At 75.5% G+C, this 19234-nt stretch carries 16 protein-coding genes; 5 read left to right on the plus strand and 11 right to left on the minus strand.

The window, feature by feature from the left end; translation table 11 throughout:
* Positions 1 to 9: 9 nt before the first annotated feature.
* Positions 10 to 1773: a glycoside hydrolase family 2 protein gene (locus tag ACFO3M_RS15400; RefSeq protein ID WP_387990450.1), complete on the minus strand. Its 1764-nt coding sequence runs from the start codon at positions 1771 to 1773 to the stop codon at positions 10 to 12.
* Between the two features lie 186 nt (positions 1774 to 1959).
* Here ACFO3M_RS15400 and nagA point away from each other — a divergent pair, with 186 nt between their 5' ends.
* Positions 1960 to 3093, plus strand: a complete 1134-nt coding sequence (nagA, locus tag ACFO3M_RS15405; protein WP_387990453.1) for an N-acetylglucosamine-6-phosphate deacetylase — start codon at positions 1960 to 1962, stop codon at positions 3091 to 3093.
* Here nagA and ACFO3M_RS15410 read toward each other — a convergent pair.
* From ACFO3M_RS15410 to ACFO3M_RS15425, 4 genes are read right to left on the minus strand one after another with little or no spacing between them, the layout of a single operon-like run.
* Positions 3090 to 3911, minus strand: coding sequence for an ABC transporter ATP-binding protein (locus tag ACFO3M_RS15410; protein ID WP_387990456.1), 822 nt, complete (start codon positions 3909 to 3911; stop codon positions 3090 to 3092). The two genes, nagA and ACFO3M_RS15410, sit on opposite strands and share 4 nt — an antisense overlap.
* Before the next feature lie 38 nt (positions 3912 to 3949).
* The gene (locus tag ACFO3M_RS15415) at positions 3950 to 4723 is read right to left on the minus strand and encodes an ABC transporter permease (protein WP_387990458.1); all 774 of its coding nucleotides are present in this window, start codon (positions 4721 to 4723) and stop codon (positions 3950 to 3952) included.
* Positions 4720 to 5580: an ABC transporter permease gene (locus ACFO3M_RS15420; protein ID WP_387990460.1), complete on the minus strand. Its 861-nt coding sequence runs from the start codon at positions 5578 to 5580 to the stop codon at positions 4720 to 4722. The genes ACFO3M_RS15415 and ACFO3M_RS15420 overlap by 4 nt, the downstream gene beginning before the upstream one ends.
* Complete coding sequence (locus tag ACFO3M_RS15425; RefSeq protein ID WP_387990463.1) at positions 5577 to 6545, minus strand: ABC transporter substrate-binding protein; 969 nt, start codon at positions 6543 to 6545, stop codon at positions 5577 to 5579. The genes ACFO3M_RS15420 and ACFO3M_RS15425 overlap by 4 nt, the downstream gene beginning before the upstream one ends.
* Positions 6546 to 6753: 208 nt before the next feature.
* Here ACFO3M_RS15425 and ACFO3M_RS15430 point away from each other — a divergent pair, with 208 nt between their 5' ends.
* Positions 6754 to 7935 (plus strand): hydroxymethylglutaryl-CoA reductase, encoded by a 1182-nt coding sequence (locus tag ACFO3M_RS15430; protein WP_387990466.1) that lies wholly within the window; start codon positions 6754 to 6756, stop codon positions 7933 to 7935.
* Between the two features lie 6 nt (positions 7936 to 7941).
* On the opposite strand, the gene ACFO3M_RS15435 is transcribed toward ACFO3M_RS15430, so the two are convergent.
* The 4 genes from ACFO3M_RS15435 to ACFO3M_RS15450 are packed head-to-tail and all read right to left on the minus strand — an operon-like array spanning position 7942 to position 12668.
* Complete coding sequence (locus tag ACFO3M_RS15435; protein ID WP_387990469.1) at positions 7942 to 9156, minus strand: acyl-CoA dehydrogenase family protein; 1215 nt, start codon at positions 9154 to 9156, stop codon at positions 7942 to 7944.
* Between the two features lie 16 nt (positions 9157 to 9172).
* Positions 9173 to 10024, minus strand: coding sequence for a MaoC family dehydratase (locus tag ACFO3M_RS15440; RefSeq protein WP_387990472.1), 852 nt, complete (start codon positions 10022 to 10024; stop codon positions 9173 to 9175).
* The gene (locus ACFO3M_RS15445; RefSeq protein ID WP_387990475.1) at positions 10024 to 11364 is read right to left on the minus strand and encodes a 3-oxoacyl-ACP reductase; all 1341 of its coding nucleotides are present in this window, start codon (positions 11362 to 11364) and stop codon (positions 10024 to 10026) included. The genes ACFO3M_RS15440 and ACFO3M_RS15445 overlap by 1 nt, the downstream gene beginning before the upstream one ends.
* A gap of 14 nt (positions 11365 to 11378) precedes the next feature.
* Complete coding sequence (locus ACFO3M_RS15450) at positions 11379 to 12668, minus strand: acetyl-CoA C-acetyltransferase (RefSeq protein WP_387990478.1); 1290 nt, start codon at positions 12666 to 12668, stop codon at positions 11379 to 11381.
* A 90-nt stretch (positions 12669 to 12758) separates the two neighbouring features.
* Here ACFO3M_RS15450 and ACFO3M_RS15455 point away from each other — a divergent pair, with 90 nt between their 5' ends.
* Positions 12759 to 13421, plus strand: coding sequence for a TetR family transcriptional regulator (locus ACFO3M_RS15455; RefSeq protein ID WP_387990481.1), 663 nt, complete (start codon positions 12759 to 12761; stop codon positions 13419 to 13421).
* Positions 13418 to 15478 (plus strand): acyl-CoA dehydrogenase family protein, encoded by a 2061-nt coding sequence (locus ACFO3M_RS15460; protein ID WP_387990484.1) that lies wholly within the window; start codon positions 13418 to 13420, stop codon positions 15476 to 15478. The genes ACFO3M_RS15455 and ACFO3M_RS15460 overlap by 4 nt, the downstream gene beginning before the upstream one ends.
* Positions 15479 to 15490: 12 nt before the next feature.
* On the opposite strand, the gene ACFO3M_RS15465 is transcribed toward ACFO3M_RS15460, so the two are convergent.
* Both ACFO3M_RS15465 and ACFO3M_RS15470 read right to left on the minus strand, forming a co-directional pair.
* A complete protein-coding gene (locus ACFO3M_RS15465) occupies positions 15491 to 16396 on the minus strand; it encodes an ABC transporter substrate-binding protein (RefSeq protein WP_387990487.1) in 906 nt (301 codons plus the stop codon).
* Entirely contained in the window at positions 16393 to 18390 is a 1998-nt protein-coding gene (locus ACFO3M_RS15470) for a putative bifunctional diguanylate cyclase/phosphodiesterase (RefSeq protein WP_387990490.1), read from the minus strand. The genes ACFO3M_RS15465 and ACFO3M_RS15470 overlap by 4 nt, the downstream gene beginning before the upstream one ends.
* A 103-nt stretch (positions 18391 to 18493) precedes the next feature.
* Between ACFO3M_RS15470 and ACFO3M_RS15475 the strand changes: the two genes are divergently transcribed.
* Positions 18494 to 19225 carry a trimeric intracellular cation channel family protein gene (locus tag ACFO3M_RS15475; RefSeq protein ID WP_387990493.1) on the plus strand — a complete coding sequence of 244 codons (732 nt, stop codon included), beginning with the start codon at positions 18494 to 18496 and terminating at the stop codon, positions 19223 to 19225.
* The last annotated feature ends 9 nt before the right edge of the window (positions 19226 to 19234 follow it).

The following is a 19234-nucleotide window of genomic DNA, read 5'->3' on the forward strand; positions in this document are numbered from 1 at the left end:
ACCCGGCCGTCACCCGGCGCCGGTGGTGGCGCGGCGGATCGCCTCGACGTCGCACTTGGGCACCCGGTCCGCGGTCAGCAGCCCGTTGACCTCCTGGTAGGTGTCGGTGAGCTGCGTCCAGCAGGCGCCGGCCAGCGCGGTGCTCGCGTGCACGGCGGCCCACTGGTCGCGGTAGCGGGCGAGCAGGTCCTCCGGGGAGCGGGCGTCGGCGTACCCCCACGGCTCGGTACGGTCGGCGTCGGAGCGCCCGGCGTTCAGCGCGATCCCGCCGAACTCGGACAGGACGACGGCGCGCCCGGCGACGCCCGCGCGGTCGAGGTCGGTCAGCCGGCCGTCGGGACGCCGTCCGCCGGCCAGGCGCTCGAGGTCGGCGGCGGTGGCGTAGCGGGCGGCGAGCACCGCCGGGTCCTGCTCGTAGTCGTGGACGCCGAGGATCGCCCCGCCGAGGGCCTCCCAGCCGTCGTTCGCCGAGACCGGGCGGGTGCCGTCGAGCGCGTCGGCGGTGGCCGCCAGGGCGGTGACCAGACCGCGCTGGGCGCGGTCGGCGGCCGCCTCCTGCACGCCCCAGGACTCGTTGAGCGGCACCCACGCGACCACGCTCGGGTGCCCGCGGTGGGCGACCACCACGTCGGCCCACTCGCGCAGCAGCCGGGCGGCCGCCGTCGGGCCGGGGCGGTGGGCCGCGGGCATCTCCGCCCAGACGAGCAGGCCCATCCGGTCGGCGAGGGCGAGGTAGCGGGGGTCCTCGGTCTTCTGGTGCTTGCGGGCGCCGGTGAAGCCCAGCGCGCGGGTGAGCTCCAGGTCCCGGCGCAGCGCGGCGACGTCGGGCGGGGTGGCGCCGGTGTGCGGCCAGTAGCCCTGGTCCAGCACCAGGCGCAGCGGCACCGGCCGGCCGTTGACCAGCAGGCGCCCGTCGTCGACCTCGACCGAGCGCAGCGCGGTGTAGCTCGCGACCTCGTCGAGGACCTCGCCGTCGTCGCGGACCAGCGCGACCTCGGCGTCGACCAGCACCGGGGACGGGCCGGGCTCCCAGGTCAGGTGCCAGCGGTCGTCGGTGCCGCCGTCGCCGACCTGCAGCGTCCGCTCGACCACCGCGCCGTCGACCCGGACCGCGTCGTCGGCCAGCAGCCGCTCGCCGGCCCACAGGCGCAGGTGCAGCCGGGCGCGGGTGACGGGGACCGACAGCTCCACCCGGACGTCGACGCGCAGCGTGCGCGGGTCGCCGCGCCAGACGACGTCGGTGACGTGCTCCCGCGCCACGGACTCCAGCCACGGCGTGCGCCAGATGCCGGTCGTGCGCGGGTAGAAGATCTCGTGCGGCTGGTCGCGCCAGTCCTGCTTGCCGCGCGGCGCCTCGAGGTCGCGGGGGTCGTCGTCGGCCCGGACGAGGAGGTCGGCGCCGTCGCCCAGGGAGTCGGTGACGTCGACCCGGAAGGGCGTGTAGCCGCCCTCGTGCCGCGTGACGTGCACGCCGCCCACCCAGACGTCGCACACGCGGTCGACCGCGCCGAGGTTCAGCACCGTGCGGCGGTCGCCCTGCCGGGCGGGCAGCGGGCGGCGGTACCAGGCGCGGTGCAGCGGGCCGGTCCACCCGATGCCGCTGGCCGGGGTCTCCGGGGCGTAGGGGACGCGGATCGTGCGGTCGAACCGCACGGTGCCGGGCGTGGCGGCGCGGTCCGGGTCCGCCGCGAACTGCCAGTCCCCGTCGAGCGGGCGCCAGGGCCGGCGCAGCAGCGGGCGGGGGTGGGCGGTCGGGTCGTCGGCGACGGGCACGCCCCCACCTCACCGGACCCGGAGCCGCCCTGCACGGCACGCCGCCCGACGTCGACCTGCGGCCGTCCCGGGCCCCGCGAGACGACCGCGGGTCGGCAACGGACGCACACACGGGTCGTCGCCGTTCCCGCCCCGTGTGGAGGAGGATCCCGACGTGTGCCGGCGGGTGGTCCCGGGCCTGCGCGGATGAGCACCCTGCTGGCCGGCGCGCGGCTGCTCGACGCCGGCGGCGTCACCGACGGCGGCTGGGTGCTGCTCGACGGCGACACGATCGCCGCCACCGGCACCGGCCCGCCGCCCGGGCACGCCGGCGAGACCGTCGACCTGGCCGGCGCGGAGCTCACCCCGGGCTTCGTCGACCTGCACGCGCACGGCGGCGGGGGCGCGGCCTTCGACGACGGCCCCGACGCGATCCGCACCGCGCTGGCCGTGCACCGCGCCGCGGGCACCACGCGCTCGGTGCTCAGCCTGGTCGCCGCGCCGCTGGAGGCGCTGGAGGCGTCGCTGGCGGGCATCGCGGAGGTGGCCGCCGCGGACCCGACCGTGCTCGGCGCCCACCTGGAGGGCCCCTTCCTGGCCCCGGCCCGCTGCGGCGCGCACGACCCCCGCCACCTGCGGGCACCCACCCCCGACGCCGTCGACCGGCTGCTCACCGCGGCCCGCGGCACGCTCCGCCAGGTCACCGTCGCGCCCGAGCTGCCCGGCGCGCTGCAGGCGGTCCGCGACCTCACCGCGGCGGGCGTCGTCGTCGCCGTCGGGCACACCGACGCCGACGCCGCGCTCACCGCGGCCGCGTTCGACGCCGGCGCCCGGCTGCTCACCCACGCGCTCAACGCCATGCCGGGCCTGCACCACCGCGCGCCCGGCCCGGTCGGCGCCGCGCTGGCCGACCCGCGGGTCACCCTGGAGCTCGTCCTCGACGGCGTGCACGTGCACCCGGTCGTCGCGCGGCTGCTGATGGACGGCGCGCCGGGGCGGGTCGCGCTGGTCACCGACGCGACGGCCGCCGCCGGCGCCGGGGACGGCGAGCACCGGCTGGGCGGGCAGGCGGTCACCGTGCGCGGCGGCCGGGCGGTGCTGGCCGGCACCGGCACGATCGCCGGGTCGACGCTCACCCAGGACGCCGCGCTGCGCACCGCCCTCGCCGCCGGCGTCGACCCGGTCGCCACCGTCACCGCGCTCACCGCCGCCCCGGCGCGGGCGCTGGGCCTCGGCGACCGGCTGGGCCGGCTGGCGCCGGGCGCCGCCGCGGACGTCGTCGCCCTCGGCGCGGACCGGTCCGCCACGGCCGTCTGGGCGGCCGGCCGGCGGGTGCTCTAGGGGCGCGGGCCCCGACCCGCGGGGACCTCCTCGGGGACGGCCGGGTCGGTCCGGGGCCGGTGGATCTGCGAGTAGACCTGCGCCCGCAGCTCGGCGAACCGCGGCGACGACCGCGTGTGCAGCTGGTCCCGCTGGTCGGGCAGGTCGATGACGAGGTCCTGCCGGACGACGGTCGGCGACTGCGACAGGATCAGCACCCGCTGGCCGAGGTAGACGGCCTCGTCGATGTCGTGCGTGACGAACAGCGTGGTCACCCGGAACCGGTGCCAGAGGTCCCGGATGAGGTCCTCCAGGTCCGCCCGGGTCTGGGCGTCGACGGCCGCGAAGGGCTCGTCCATGAGCAGGACACGCGGCTCGTAGGCGATCGCCCGCGCGATCGCCACCCGCTGCTGCATGCCGCCCGACAGCTGCCACGGATAGGCGGCGTGGGCCTCCGCCAGGCCGACGGCGGCCAGCGACTCCTCCACCAGCTCCCGGCGGCGGGCGGCGGTGAGCCCCTTCTTCTGCCGGAGCGGGAGCTCGACGTTGTCCCGCACGGTCTTCCAGGGGAACAGCGACCGGCCGTACTCCTGGAAGACGACCGCCATGTCCGGCGGCGGGCCGTCGACCCGCCGCCCCTCGAGCAAGACCTCCCCCGAGGTCGGCTCGAGCAGGCCGGCGATGATCTTGAGCAGCGTCGTCTTGCCGCACCCCGAGGGCCCGACCAGGCACACGAGCTCACCGGTCGCGACGGTGAAGGTCAGGTCGCGCACCGCCTCGACGGTGCGGGTCCGACCGTCGTAGACCTTGCGGATGCCCCGGACGTCGAGGTCGGTCATGAGGTGCCTTCCGAGCGGAGGGGACGGGTGGTGGGAGGTCAGGGAGCGCGGTGCGCGCGGCGCAGGCCGTGGTACCAGGCCAGCACCCGGTTCTCCACGACCCGGAACAGCAGCGCGAGCAGCAGCCCGAGCAGGCCCAGCACGAGCATCCCGGCCCACATCTCGGTGATGGCGAAGGTCCGCTGGGCCTGGACGATCGCGAACCCGAGCCCGTTGGACGCGGCGAACAGCTCGCTGATGACCATGAGGATGATCGCCACGGACAGGCCCTGGCGGAGCCCGGCGAACACCTGCGGGCTCGCTGCCGGCAGCACGACGTGCCGCAGCCGCGCCATCCCGTCGATCCGGTAGGCGCGCGCGGTGTCGGCCACCACGGGGTCGACCGCGCGGACGCCCTCGACGGTGTTGAGCAGGACCGGCCAGGTGCAGCCGAAGGCGATGACGGCCACCTTCATGCCGTCGCCGATGCCCAGGAACAGGATGAACACCGGCACCAGGACGGGCGGGGGGATGGCCCGGAAGAACTCCAGGACCGGCTCGAGCACCCCGCGGACCGTCCGCGACAGGCCGATGACCATCCCGAGGGCCACGGCGACGACCGCCGCCAGGGCGAAGCCGGCGGTCAGCCGCAGCAGGCTGGGCAGCACGTCGGCGGTCAGCCGCGAGCCCAGCCACTCGTCGCCGAGGGTCTCGACGATGCCCGACAGCGGCGGGAAGAAGTAGTCGGTGGAGTCCGCCGACAGGACCCACCAGACCGTGAACAGGACGGCCGGCAGGGCGAGGGTCGTGCCGATCCGGCGGAGGACGGTCACACCGGCACCTCGGCACGCTGCGACGGGTGCCAGGCGAGCGCCCGCCGCTCCACGGCCCGGAAGACCACGTTGACCAGCACCCCCAGGATCCCGGTGACGACCACGAGCGCGTAGGTCTGCGCGACCGCGCCGCTGCTCTGCGCGGTGTTGAGCAACTCGCCCAGCCCGGGCACGCCGATGACGAGCTCGGCGGTGACGGCGAGGATGAGGGCGACCGCGGCGCCCAACCGGAGGCCGGTCATCACGTACGGCAGCGTCGTCGGCCAGGTGACGTGCCGGGCCCGCGCCCAGGCGCCCAGGCCGTAGGCGCGCGCGGTGTCCCGGGCGATCGGGTCGACGTCGGCGACGCCGTAGAGGACCTGGACGAGGACCTGCCAGAAGGCGGCGTAGACGACGAGCAGCAGCTTGCTCTCGATGTCACTGCCGAACACGAGGATCGCCAGCGGGATCAGCGCGACCGACGGGATCGGCCGCAGGAACTCGATCGTCGAGTCGGTGAGCTCGCGCGCCGGCCGCGAGCTGCCGATCAGCAGGCCGACGACGACGCCGGCCACCGCCGCGACGGACAACCCGATCGCCCACCCGCGGAGGGTGTCCCCCACCGCGGTCCAGAACGCGCCGCGGCCGGTGAGCTCGGCCAGCGCCACGGCGATCTCGGAGGCGGGCGGGAAGTACCGGGACGGCACGAGCCCCGTCCGTGGCAGCAGCTCCACCAGGAGGACGAGGCCGGCCAGTCCGGCCAGTCCCAGCGCGGCCTGCGGCACCCGTCGCCGCCGGCCGCGCGGCGTGGGCGCCGCGCGGCCGGCCGCGGGGACCGCCGGGACGTCCTCCCGGGCCGCCGCGGGTGCGCCGCTCACGGCAGGAGCGCGTCCAGGTCCGGAGCGTCGTCGAGGAGGCCGTCCTGGACGCCCAGTTCGGCGAGCCGCTCGACGGACGCGCGGTTGACCTCCGGCCCCCAGGCCGGCAGGACCATGGTGTCGATGACCGCCTGGTCGATCTCGGTGTACTCGGAGAGCACCGCCCGGGCCGCCTCGGGGTTGGCCGAGGCGTACTCCAGCGACCGCTCCATCGCGGCGGTGAAGCGCTCCACGACGTCGGCGTTCTCCGCGGCGAAGGGCCGGCTGGTGAAGTACCCCGCGACGGTCAGGTCGTCCGCGGCGTCGACGAAGTTGGACGCGACGACGACGGCGCCCGCCCGGGTGCCGATGGTCAGGAACGGCTCGGTCCCCCAGATGGCGTCGACGTCGCCCTGCTCGAGGGCCGCCGGCATCTCGCTGAACGGCAGCTCGACGTAGTTGATCGTGGCGGGATCGCCGCCGGCCGCGCGGACGGACACGTTGATCGTCGTCGTCCCGATGTTGCCGAGCGTGTTGACCGCCACCGTCCGGCCGGCCAGGTCGGCGGCGTCGGTGATCCCGCTGTCGGGCCGGGTGAGGACGGCGCTGTAGTCGGCACCCTGCTCGCCGGTCGAGGCGGCGCCGGCGACCACGACCTCCAGCGGCAACCCCTGCGAGGCGGCCGTGAGCAGGGAGGTCATGTTGCTGAAGCCGAACTGGTACTCCTGGTTGAGGACCGCCGGGACGATCGCCGCCCCGCCCTGCGCGGTCTCGAGGGTCAGGTCGATGCCCTCCTCCTCGAAGAAGCCCTGCTGCACACCCAGGTAGATCGGCGCGACGTCGACGATCGGCACGACACCGACCGTGACGGGGGTCGGCCCGCCGTCCGCGGCCCCGCCGCTCGCACTCGCCGACGGCTCGGCCCCCCCGCACGCGGCGAGGAACAGCACGGGAACGGCCAGCAGAGCGGCCACGTGGCGACGCATCGGGTCTCCTTCACCTCAGGGGCCTCCCGGACAGCTCTCACCGGGCTGTTGCGCACCGAGGGGTCTCGGGGTGGAGGTCTGTGCCCGCAAGTTCGCAGGGTGGCGCGCGCCCCGTCAATCACTCTCGTCACGCTCTGTATCTATCGGGTGAAATAGGGTGAGCCGAGTCACACTCAGCGCCCTGTCAGCACTCACACCGAGGTGCCTCATGACCGACACCACCCACCGCACCCGCATCCCCCGTGACCGCGAGCACGACTACACCCGCGAGATGGCCGACAAGCGCCAGGCCTTCGTCGCCGAGCGCACCGGAGCCGGCCTCGACCACATCCGCCGGTACTCCTTCGACCCCGCCGTCCTGCCCGGCAACATCGAGAACTTCACCGGCGTCGCCCAGGTGCCCATCGGGCTGGCCGGCCCGCTGACCCTGCGCGGCGAGCACGCGCAGGGCGACTTCTTCGTCCCGCTGGCCACGACCGAGGGCACGCTGGTGGCCAGCTACAACCGCGGCATGCGGGTGCTCGGCGAGAGCGGCGGCATCCGCACCACCGTCGTCGACGACCACATGCAGCGGGCCCCCGCGTTCATCCTCGACGACGCCCTGCAGGCCCGGGAGTTCGGCCGCTGGGTCGACGAGCACCTCGACGAGATCCGCGCCGCCGCGGAGTCCACCACCCGCTCGGGCCGGCTGACCTACATCGGCCAGCACCAGATCGGGCCGCTGCGGTACCTGCGGGTCAACTACACGACCGGCGACGCCGCCGGGCAGAACATGACCGGCAAGGCGACGCTGGCCGCCTGCGAGTGGATCCGCGCGAACCACCCCGACCACCCGCGCTTCGTGCTCTCCGGCGCGATCGACACCGACAAGAAGCACTCGCAGATCAACATGCTGATGACGCGGGGCAAGCGCGTCGTCGCCGAGGCCACCATCCCGAAGGAGGTGCTGCGTCGGCTGACCGGCGTCGACACCCGGGAGCTGTTCGAGTACCGGCAGATCGGCATGGCCGGGTCGTTCATGTCCGGGGCGGCCTACAACGGCGCGCACGCGGCGAACGGGCTGACGGCGCTGTTCATCGCCACCGGCCAGGACGTGGCCAACGTCAGCGAGTCGCACTCCGGGGTCACCTACACCCAGCTGCTGGAGAACGGCGACTACTACTGGTCGACCACGCTGACGTCGCTGATCGTGGCCACCTACGGCGGCGGGACCGGGCTGCCCACCCAGCGCGAGTGCCTGGAGCTGCTCGGCTGCTACGGCGCCGGCAAGGTGCAGAAGTTCGCCGAGATCTGCGCCGGCGTGGTGCTGGCCGGCGACGTGTCACTGACATCGGCGATCCTCGCCGGCGACTGGGTCACCAGCCACGACGCGCTGGGCCGCAACCGCTGACCCGGCTCAACGGATCTGGACGCCGGAGATCGCCCGTGCGATGACCAGCCGCTGGATCTCCGAGGTGCCCTCGAAGATCGTGTAGATCCTCGCGTCGCGGGCCATGCGCTCGACGGGGTAGTCGCGCGTGTAGCCGTTGCCGCCGAGGATCTGCATGGCCTGCTCGGTCACCCGCACCGCCGTCTCGCCCGCGACCAGCTTGCTCATCGAGCCCTCGGCGGAGGTGAACGGCTGGCCGGTGCGCGCCATCCACGCGGCCCGCCAGACCAGCAGACGGGCGGCGTCGATGGACGTCTTCATGTCGGCGAGCGCGAAGGCGATCGCCTGGTTCTCGACGATCGGCCGGCCGAACTGCACCCGCTGCCCGGCGTAGTCCAGCGCGTACTCGTAGGCCGCCCGCGCCACCCCGACCGCCTGGGCGCCGACGCCGGGCCGGGTGCGCTCGAAGGTGGCCATCGAGGGCTGGGTGCGGCCGCTGCGCACGCCCTCCCGCGCCCGCGCCAGCCGCTCCTCGAGCCGCTCGCGGCCGCCGAGCAGGCAGTCGCCGGGGACCCGGCACCCGTCGAGCACGACCTCGGCGGTGTGCGAGGCGCGGATGCCGTGCTTGAGGAACTTCTGCCCCTGGGTGAGCCCCTTCGTGCCCGGCGGGACGACGAAGCTGGCGTGGCCGCGGGCCCTGAGCTCCGGGTCGACGACGGCCGTGACGACGTGGACGTCGGCGATGCCGCCGTTGGTGGCCCAGGTCTTGGTGCCGGTGAGCACCCACTCGTCGGTCGCCTCGTCGTAGACCGCGCGGGTGCGCATCGCCCCGACGTCGGATCCGGCGTCGGGCTCCGACGAGCAGAACGCGGCGACCTTCGGCTCGGCCTCGGTGCCGAACATGGCGGGGATCCACCGGCCCACCTGCTCGTCGGTGCCGTTGGCGCGCACGGACGCGGCCGCCAGCGTGGTGCCGACGATCGCCAGCCCGATCCCGGCGTCGCCCCAGAAGAGCTCCTCCATGGTGAGCGGGATGCCGAGGCCGGACTCGTCGAACCACTGGGTGGCGAAGAAGTCGAGCGAGTAGATCCCGGTCTTCGCCGCCTCCTGGAGGACCTCCCACGGGAAGGCCTCGCGCTCGTCGTACTCGGCGGCCGCGGGACGGATGACGTCCGCCGCGAACCCGTGCAGCCACCGCTGCAGCTCGACCTGGTCCTCGGTCAGCGCGAACGACACGGCCACGGTGCATCTCCTCCGGTCAGAGCGGGCGGACGGTGCCCACGAGGTGGTCGGACCCGTTCTGCGCGCCGCGCACCGCGAGGTCCCAGCCGCCGTCGGCCGGCGCGGCCGCCAGGGTGACCGTCGAGGGCAGCAGCAGCGGCTTGCGGAACCCGACGTCGACGGTGAGCGCCCCGGGCAGGCGGCCCGACAGCGCGGCCAGCGCCCGCGCCTCCACCCATATCCCGTGCGCGATCGCCCGCGGGAACCCGAAGGCGCGGGCGGTGAGGGCCGAGAGGTGGATCGGGTTCACGTCGCCGGAGACCCGGGCGTAGCGGCGGCCGGCGTCGCCGGGCACCCGCCAGCGGACGGTCCCCGCCGGCAGCTCCCCGACCGCGACGTCGACGTCGGAGGGAGGTGCCCCCTCCGGCGCCCGCGCGCCGCGGGCGAGGTAGGTGGAGCGGCCGCGCCACACCTCGGCGCCGCCGGCCGAGGCCGACGCGCACAGGTCGACGGTCGCGCCGCGCGGGTGGACGGCGAACCGCTCGGCCCACACCTCGAGGTCGAGGGCCTCCCCCTGCCCGACCGGGCGCAGCACGTCGATCCGGTTGCGGACGTGCACCAGGCCGGGCAGCGCCAGCGGGAAGGCGCGGTCGCTCATCAGCGCGACCTGCAGCGGGAAGGCCAGCACGTGCGGGAACGTCACCGGCAGCGCGTCGGCCAGCGGGAGCCGGCACACCCGGGCGTAGGCGGCCACCCCGGCCGGGTCCACGGTCACGCCGCGGCGGGCCAGCCGGGTGTCCGGCAGGTCGCCGCCGCGGCCCCGCGCGGTGAGCGCGGCCCGCACGAACAGCGGCGCCATCGACGGCGCCGACCCGAGCACGGTGACCATCAGGCGCCCAGCACGGACTGGCCGCACACGCGCACGACCTGCCCGTTCACGCCGGCGGCCGTGGGCGAGGACAGCCAGGCGATGGTCTCGGCGACGTCGACGGGCAGGCCGCCCTGCTGCAGCGAGTTGATCCGGGCGCCGACCTCGCGGGCGCCGAAGGGCATCCTCGCCGTCATCTCGGTGACGATGAAGCCCGGCGCGACGGCGTTGATCGTGGCGCCGCGCGCGGCGAACTCCGGCGCCCACGCCCGCACCATCCCGATGACGCCGGCCTTGCTCGCCGCGTAGTTCGTCTGCCCGCGGTTGCCGGCGATGCCCGACTGCGAGCTGACCGCGACCACGCGGCCGCCCGGCCGGAGCAGACCGTCGGCGTCCAGCAGCGCGCGGGTGAGGTCCAGCTGCGCCTGCAGGTTGACCGCCATGACGGAGTCCCACCGGGCGGCGTCCATGTTGACCAGCAGCTTGTCACGGGTGATGCCGGCGTTGTGCACGACGACGTCGACCCCGCCGTGGCGTCCGCGCAGGTGGCTGACCAGCCGCCCGGCGGCGTCGGGGGCGGTGACGTCGAGCTGGAACGCCGTCCCGCGGACCTCGTTGGCCACCGCGGCCAGCGACTCACCGGCCGCCGGCACGTCGACGGCGACCACGTGCGCGCCGTCGCGGGCCACGACCCGGGCGATCGCCGCCCCGATGCCGCGCGCGGCCCCGGTGACCACGGCGACCTTGCCCTGCAGCGGGCGCACCGGGTCCTCGTCCGCGGGCACGTCGGCCGCCGACACGGTGAGCACCTGGCCGTCGACGTAGGCCGACCGGCCGGAGAGGAAGAACCGCACGGCGCTGCCGGCCGACGCCTCGGCGCCCTCCGGCACGACCACCAGGTTGGCCGTCGACCCGGCGCGCAGCTCCTTGGCCACCGACCGGACCAGCCCCTCCAGGGCCTGCCGGGCCGCGGCCTGCGCCGGGGAGTCCGCGGCCGCGGGCGGGTCGGCGAGCACGAGCACCCGGCCGGTGGGCCGCAGCCGCTCCACCGCCGGGGCGAGGAAGGCGTGCGCCCCGGCCAGCTGCCCGGGCCCGGTCAGGCCGGTGGCGTCGAGCAGGACGGCGGCGGGCCGCTCGCCGCCGTCGTTGCCGGCCGGGACGGTCACGCCGGCGTCGCGGAGGACGGCGGCGAGCGTCCCGCCCAGCCGGCCCTCCCCCGCCGTCCCGACGACGGCCGGGCCGGGCAGCAGCGGCTGCCCCGGCTCGTACCGGCGCAGCACGGCCGGCCGGGGCAGGCCGAGCTGCTTGACGAGGGAGGACCCGACGCCGGAGTTGGCGAAGGTCGTGTACCAGTCGCTCACGGGGTGCAGCTCCTTCAGGACTCGAGGATGGCGACGACGCCCTGGCCGCCGGCCGCGCAGATGGAGATCAGCCCGCGCTTCCCGGGGCCGGCCTCGTGCAGCTGCTTGGCCAGCGAGGCGACGATCCGGCCGCCGGTCGCCGCGAACGGGTGCCCGGCCGCGAGCGAGGAGCCGTTGACGTTGAGCTTCGACCGGTCGATCGACCCGAGCGGGGCGTCGAGGCCGAGGCGCTCCTTGCAGAACGCCGGGTCCTCCCACGCCTTGAGCGTGGCGAGCACGGTGGAGGCGAAGGCCTCGTGGATCTCGTAGAAGTCGAAGTCCTGCAGCGTCAGGCCGTTGCGGGCGAGCACCACCGGCATCGCGTGGGCCGGCGCCATGAGCAGGCCCTCGCCGCCGTGCACGTGGTCGACGGCGGCGGTCTGCGCGTCGACGAGGTGGGCGAGCACCGGCAGGCCGTGCTCGGCGGCCCACTCGTCGGAGGACAGCAGGACGGCGGAGGCGCCGTCGGACAGCGGCGTCGAGTTGCCGGCGGTCATCGTGGCTGCGGGGTCGTCCTTGCCGAAGACCGGCTCGAGCTTCGCCAGCTTCTCCACGGTCGTGTCCGGGCGCAGGTTCTGGTCGCGGGTGAGGCCCAGGTAGGGCGTGACCAGGTCGTCGAGGAAGCCGCGCTCGTAGGCGGCGGCGAGGTTGCGGTGCGAGCGGACGGTGAGCTCGTCCTGCTCCTCCCGGCCGATCTCCCACTCCCGTGCGGTGATCGCCTGGTGCTCGCCCATCGCGAGGCCGGTGCGCGGCTCGGCGTTGCGCGGGATCTCGGGCACGAGCGAGCCGGGGCGGATGCGCGAGAGCGCCTTGAGCCGCTGGCCGATCGTCTTGGCGTTGTTGAGCTCGATGAGCACCCGGCGCAGGTCGTCGCCCACGGCCAGCGGGGCGTCCGACGTCGTGTCCACGCCGCCGGCGATGCCGGACTCGATCTGGCCCAGCGCGATCTTGTTGGCGACCAGCACGGTGGCCTCGAGACCGGTGCCGCAGGCCTGCTGCACGTCGTAGGCGGGGGTGGCGGCCGACAGCCGCGACCCGAGCACCGACTCGCGGGTGAGGTTGAAGTCGCGCGAGTGCTTGAGGACGGCGCCGGCGACGACCTCGCCCACCTGCTCGTCCTGCAGCCCGAAGCGGGCGACCAGGCCGTCCAGCGTCGCGGTGAGCATGTCCTGGTTGGACGCCTGCGCGTATCGGGAGTTCGAGCGGGCGAACGGGATGCGGTTGCCGCCGAGGACGGCGGCCCGGCGGGGCTGGGTCGGGCTCATCGGTGACCTCCAGGGGTCCCTGGTGCGCCATTCGCGCGCGAACGGCTGACGGAGTGGCCGGTACCGACGGTACACGGTACCGTGGGTTACATGAAAGCCGAGACGGCCTCCCGGCGGCGCGACCGCCGGGACTCGCGGTGGGACGAGCACCGCCGCGCGCGCCGCGAGCAGCTGGTGGACGCCACGGTCGCCGCGGTCGGCAAGCACGGCGCCGGCGTCGGCATGGACGAGATCGCCGCCGAGGCCGGCACCAGCAAGACCGTCGTCTACCGGCACTTCGCCGACCGCAGCGAGCTCTACGTCGCCGTCTGCAACCGGGTCGCGGCGCAGCTGACCGAGAAACTGCGCGCGGCGATGACCAGCACCGACCACCCGCGCCGGATGGTGGCCGCCGCCGTCGAGACCTACCTGGCGTTCCTGGAGGCCGACCCGGAGCTCTACCGCTTCGTCGTCGCCCACCCGCTGCTGGACAGGCCGGTCGACGCCGACCCCGTCAGCACGCTGTCGGACCTGGTCGGCGACCAGGCCGCCGCGCTGGTGTCCGTCGCCCTCGAGCAGGCCGGCCGGGACCCCGCGGCCGCCGCGCCCTGGGGGCACGGCCTGGTCGGGCTGGTCCGCGCCGCCGCCGACTGGTGGCTGCGTGCCGACCGGCCGATGCCCCGGGCGGACCTGGCCGCCCACCTCACCGACCTCGCCTGGGCCGGGCTCTCGAGCCTCGCCCCCGCTGGACCGACCCCCGAGGAGACGAAGTGACCTCCACCCTCCCCCGCACCGTGGACCCGGCGCGCCTCCAGGAGGTGCTCGACGGACGGTGGGCGCACGTGCGCCGCGACGCCCGCGAGCAGCTCGGCGACCCGAAGTGGGCCCCGGTGTACGGCGAGTCGGTGCAGGAGGCCCGCGAGCGGATCACCCGGCTGGCCGGCGAGCTCGCCGCCACCGGCCGCGTCGGCCTGGGCTTCCCCAAGGAGTACGGGGGCGAGGCCGACGCCGGCGGCTCCGTGACCTCCATCGAGATGCTGGCCTTCGGCGACCTGTCGCTGATGGTCAAGGCCGGCGTCCAGTGGGGCCTGTTCGGCGGCGCCGTCCAGCTGCTCGGCACGCAGCGGCACCACGACGCCTACCTGCCCGACATCATGAGCTTCGCGCTGCCCGGCTGCTTCGCCATGACCGAGACGGGCCACGGCTCCGACGTCCAGCAGCTGCGCACCACCTGCACCTACGACGCCGGGACGCGGACCTTCGACCTGCACACCCCGCACCAGGCCGCGCGCAAGGACTACATCGGCAACGCGGCCGAGGACGGGCGGATGGCCGTCGTCTTCGCCCAGCTGGTGACGCAGGGCGAGCCGCGCGGCGTGCACGCCTGGCTGGTGCCGATCCGCGACGAGGACGGCAACCCGTTGCCCGGCGTCACCATCGGCGACGACGGCCCGAAGGCGGGCCTGCTCGGCGTCGACAACGGCCGGCTGTCCTTCGACCACGTCCGCGTGCCGCGGGAGATGCTGCTCGACCGCTACGGGCAGGTGGCCGAGGACGGCACCTACACCTCCAGCATCGAGAACGAGACCCGCCGCTTCTTCACCATGCTCGGCACGCTGGTCCGCGGCCGGGTGAGCGTGGGCGGCTCGGCCGGCTCGGCGACCAAGCTGGCCCTCGACATCGCCGTCCGCTACGGCGACGTCCGCCGCCAGTTCGCCGCCCCCGGCCGCGACCGGGAGATCGTGCTCAACGACTACCTGGTCCACCAGCGCAAGCTGCTGCCGGCCCTGGCCACCTCCTACGCGCTGGCGTTCGCCCAGGAGGAGCTGGTCAACACGATGCACGACGTCCAGACGGCGGTGCACGAGCACGGCGAGGCCGTCGACGAGGCCGCCCAGCGGGAGCTCGAGTCGCGCGCGGCCGGGCTCAAGGCGGCCAACACCTGGCACGCCACCCGCACCATCCAGACGTGCCGCGAGGCGTGCGGCGGCGCCGGCTACCTGGCGGAGAACCGGCTGCCCCAGCTCAAGGCCGACACCGACGTGTTCACCACGTTCGAGGGCGACAACACCGTCCTGCTGCAGCTGGTCGCCAAGGGCCTGCTCACCGGCTACCGGGACGCCTTCGGCTCCCTCGACGGCTGGGGCCGGGTCGCGTTCGTCGCCGACATGGTCCGCGAGACCGTCCTCGAGCGGACGGCGGCCCGCGGCCTGATCGCCCGGCTCGTCGACGCCGTCCCCGGCCGGGACGAGGACGTGCCGCTGCGCGACCGCGGCTGGCAGCTGAAGGTGTTCGAGTTCCGCGAGAAGCACACCCTCGAGGGCGCCATCCGCCGGCTCCGCCGGAACGCCGCGAACGAGGGCATGGAGCCCTTCCAGGTGTTCAACAGCGTCCAGGACCACGTGCTGCGGACGGCGTCGACCCACATCGACCGGGTGGTGCTCGAGGCGTTCGTCGCCGGGATCGAGCGGACGACCGACCCGGACGCGAAGGCGCTGCTCGAGGCCCTGTGCGACCTCTACGCGCTGTCGACCATCGAGGCGGACAAGGGCTGGTTCCTCGAGCACGGCCAGCTCACCCCGGCCCGGTCGAAGGCGCTGACCGCCACGGTGAACACCCTGCTGGCCGAGCTGCGGCCGCACATGGTCACCCTCGTCGACGGGTTCGCCATCCCGCGGGAGTGGAAGGCCGCCGCGATCCTCGAGGAGGAGGCGGACCGGCAGGAGGCCATGCACCTCGAGGACAGGGCCGCCGCAGACGCCCGGCTGCGGACCGCCGTCGTCGCCCCGGACGACAGCGCCACCTCGGTGGAGGTCGCGCCCGCTCAGTAGCGGGAGCCCGGGTCAGCTGCCGGCGGGCAGGGCGCCGTTGACCGTGATCGCGTCCACGGCGCCGTGCCCGACCTCCCAGCGGTCGAGCAGCTCCTGGTAGACGCCGTCGTCGACCAGCCGCTGCAGCGCCTCGGTGAGCACGTCGCGCAGCCCGGTCCGGTCCGGGGCGACGGCGATGCCGTACAGCCCGGGCTCGTACTGGGTGTCGGAGACCAGCTGGTAGCTGTTCTGCGTCCGCGGGTCGGTGGTCACGTGGACCGCCGGCGGGTAGTCGGCGACGACGGCGTCGGCGCGGCCGGTGCGCAGCTCGAGCAGGGCGTCGTCGTTGGTGGGCAGCTCGTGCAGGTCGATGCGCTGCGCGCACGAGGCCTGGGCCCGCTCCAGCAGCCCGACCTGCACGGTCCCGGCCTCGACGGCGACGCTGCGGCCGCACAGACCGGCCAGCTCGTGGATGCCGAGCGGGTTGCCGCGCGCGACGACGATCGAGGAGCCGGCGCGGAAGTAGTTGACGAAGTCGGCCTGCTGCTCGCGCTCGGCGGTGTCGGTGACCGCGCTCATGACCAGGTCGAACCGGTCGGCGGCGAGGTCGTCGAGGAGCGTGTCGAACGGCGCGGCCTCGAAGCGCACCTCCACGCCGAGCAGGTCGCCGAGCGTGGCGCCGAGGTCGGGCTCGAAGCCGACGATGGTGCGCCCGTCGGGGCCGAACGACGACGCCGGCGGGTAGGACGGGTCGTTGGCCACCGTCAGGACGCCGGCCGCGCGCACGTCGGCGGGCAGCGCGGCGTGCAGCTCCTCGTCGACGGCGACGGCGGCGGCCGGGCCGGCGGCGGTCTCCGGGGCGGCTGCCCCGCACCCGGCGGCGACCAGGGCGGCGGCGAGGACGGCGGTGCCGGCGACGGCACGGCGGGTGCGGGTCACGCGAGGACCTCCTGGGCGGGCGCGGACGCCGGGCGGGCCGCGCAGGTGAGTTCCGGCCACGGGCGGGGCCGGGAGAACAGCCAGCCCTGGGCGCGGTCGCAGCCGACCGCCCGCAGCCAGGCGGCGACCTCGGGCGTCTCGACGCCCTCGGCGCACACCGACAGCCCCAGGCCGTGGGCGAGCTCGACCAGCGACCGCACGACGGCGGCGTCCTCGGCCGAGAGGTCGACCCCGGTGACGAAGGCCCGGTCGACCTTGACCTCGGCCAGCGCCAGCGAGCGCAGGTGCGACAGGCTGGCGTAGCCGACGCCGAAGTCGTCCAGCGCCGCGCCGAACCCGTGCGCGGCGAGCTCGGCCAGGCAGGCCGAGGCGGCGGCGAGGTCGGCGGGCAGCGCGGTCTCGGTGACCTCGAGGACCAGCTTCGCCGGCGGCACCCCGGCCGCGGCGGCGAGCCGGGCGACGGTGGCGGCGAACCCGGGCGCCTCGAGGTTGCGCACCGAGACGTTGACCGAGACGGTCCAGTCCTCGCCGGCGGCCGTCCAGGCGGCGCAGTCGGCCAGCGCCTGCCGGAGCACCCACTCGGTGAGCACGCCCATGACGCCGGACTGCTCCAGCGCCGGCAGGAACTCGCCGGGGCCGATCAGCCCGCGCTGCGGGTGCTGCCAGCGCAGCAGCGCCTCCACGCCGACGGTGGCGCCGGAGGCCAGGTCCACCTGCGGCTGGTAGTGCAGGCGCAGGTCGCCGTCCTCCAGCGCGCGCCGCACGTCGTGCTGCAGCGCCGGCGAGTGCGGAGAGGGCGCGGTGGCGCGGGGGTCGAAGACGACGACGCCGGTCGCGCCGCGCTTCCCCTGGTACATGGCGGCGTCGGCGCAGGTCATGAGCGTCTCGACGTCGGTGGCGTCGGCCGGGTGCATGGCGATGCCGCAGCTGGCCTCCACCGCCAGCGGCACGCCCTCGACCACGGTCTCCACCGACAGCGCGTCGCTGACCCGCTGCACCAGCTCGCGGGCGGCGCCGGCGTCGTCCATGCCGGGCAGCAGCAGGCCGAACTCGTCGCCGCCGAGGCGGGCCACGGTGTCCTCCGCCCGCACGGTCGCCGACAGCCGTCGGCCCACCTCGCGCAGCAACTGGTCGCCGGCGTGGTGGCCGAGGGTGTCGTTGACCTCCTTGAACCGGTCGAGGTCGAGGAGGACGACGGCGGCCGGGGCGCCCCGGCCCACCTCGGCGGCCACCCGCCGGGCGAACAGCTCGCGGTTGGCCAGGCCGGTCAGCGGGTCGTGCAGCGCGTCGTGGGCGGCCTGCGCGGCCTGGCGGCGCAGCCGGCGGGTGGTCGACCAGGAGATCCCGGCGAGCACGAGGTAGAGGGCGCCGAGGCCGGCGCCCAGCCGCCAGTGGGTGCGGGTGGTGGCCGCCTCGACCCGGGCGGCGACGGTGTCGTAGGGCAGCAGCAGCTCGAGCACGCCGACCGAGCGGCCGGAGGTGTCGGCGACGATGGGCTGCAGGACGCGGATCATCCGGCCCACGGCGAGGCCGTCGTCGTCGAGGAGGGCGACGTCGGTCCCGCCGGCGGCGGCCGTGGCGAACGCGGCGCCGGCGGCGGGGACGACGTCCTCACCGGCGGGGTAGTCGGGCAGCGCGGTCTCGGGACCGGTGGCGCCGTCGTCGGCGAAGACGACCGCGCCGGCGAAGTCGCGCAGCCGCAGCCGCAGGATCGAGCCTCGGAAGACGGCGAGGTCGGTGGCCGCCTGCAGCCGCTCGCGCTCGGCCCCGGTCAGCCCGGTGCCGAGGTCCTGCCCGCGCAGCGCCGGGGCGATGGTCATCTCCTCGACCACCGCGGCCTGCGCGTGGCCGTACTCCAGCGCGCGGTCGACGGCGTCCTGCCGGATGCCCGCCGCGAGGACCGCACCCAGCACGACCACCGGCACCAGGCTGGCCGCGGCGTAGGCGGCGAACAGCCGGGTGCCGGCCGCCGTCGCGCTCCGGGACCTGCTCATGGCTGCCTCATCGGACGGACCGGGCCGCCGGTCGAGCGCCGTCTCACCCGTCCGGGGGGCCAGGTCCCGGGCGGCGCGGGGGCGGGCGGGAGGATGGACCCTCGTGAGCACCCTCGCGGCGGCCACGGAGACGCTGCGCGTCCCGGCCGCGGTCGACCTCGCCGCGATCGTCGTCGGCGCGCTGACCGGCGGGCTGTTGGCCGCCCGGGAGGGCTTCGCCGTCTCCGGTGTCCTGCTGCTGGCGGTCAGCGGCGGCCTCGGCGGCGGGCTGATCCGCGACGTGCTGCTCGCCGAGGGGCCGCCGGTGGCGCTGACCAACCGCGCCTACCTGCCCGCCGTGGCCATCACCGCGGCGGTCACCTTCTTCTTCTCCGGCTGGCTGTCCCGGCTCACCGCGCTGCTGGTGGTGCTCGACGCGCTCACCCTCGGCCTGTTCACCGTCATCGGCGCGCAGAAGGCCCAGCTCGCCGGCCTGCCCAGCGCCTCGGTGGTGTTCATCGGGACGCTGACGGCGGTCGGCGGGGCGGTGATCCGCGACGTGCTGCTCGCCCAGCGCGCCGACATCGTGCAGCCCGGGCCCTACAACGCCGTCGCCGCGCTGCTCGGCGCCACGCTGCTCACGCTGCTGGCCGGGCCGCTCGGCGTGGACCCCATCCCGGTGGCGCTGCTGGTGATCGCCTTCGTGGCGGCGCTGCGGGTGCTGTCGGTGTGGCGCGGGTGGGAGGCGCCGGTCGCCGTGGACCTCCCCGGCCGCGCCCGCAGCCGGCTCGCGGCCCGCGACCGGTCCCGGCGGCCGGACGGGCGCCGCCGGGTCCTCCGCCGCCGGATGCGGTGAGCCGGAGCC

Source organism: Geodermatophilus arenarius, assembly GCF_042654585.1.
GTDB classification, from domain to species: domain Bacteria; phylum Actinomycetota; class Actinomycetes; order Mycobacteriales; family Geodermatophilaceae; genus Geodermatophilus; species Geodermatophilus arenarius.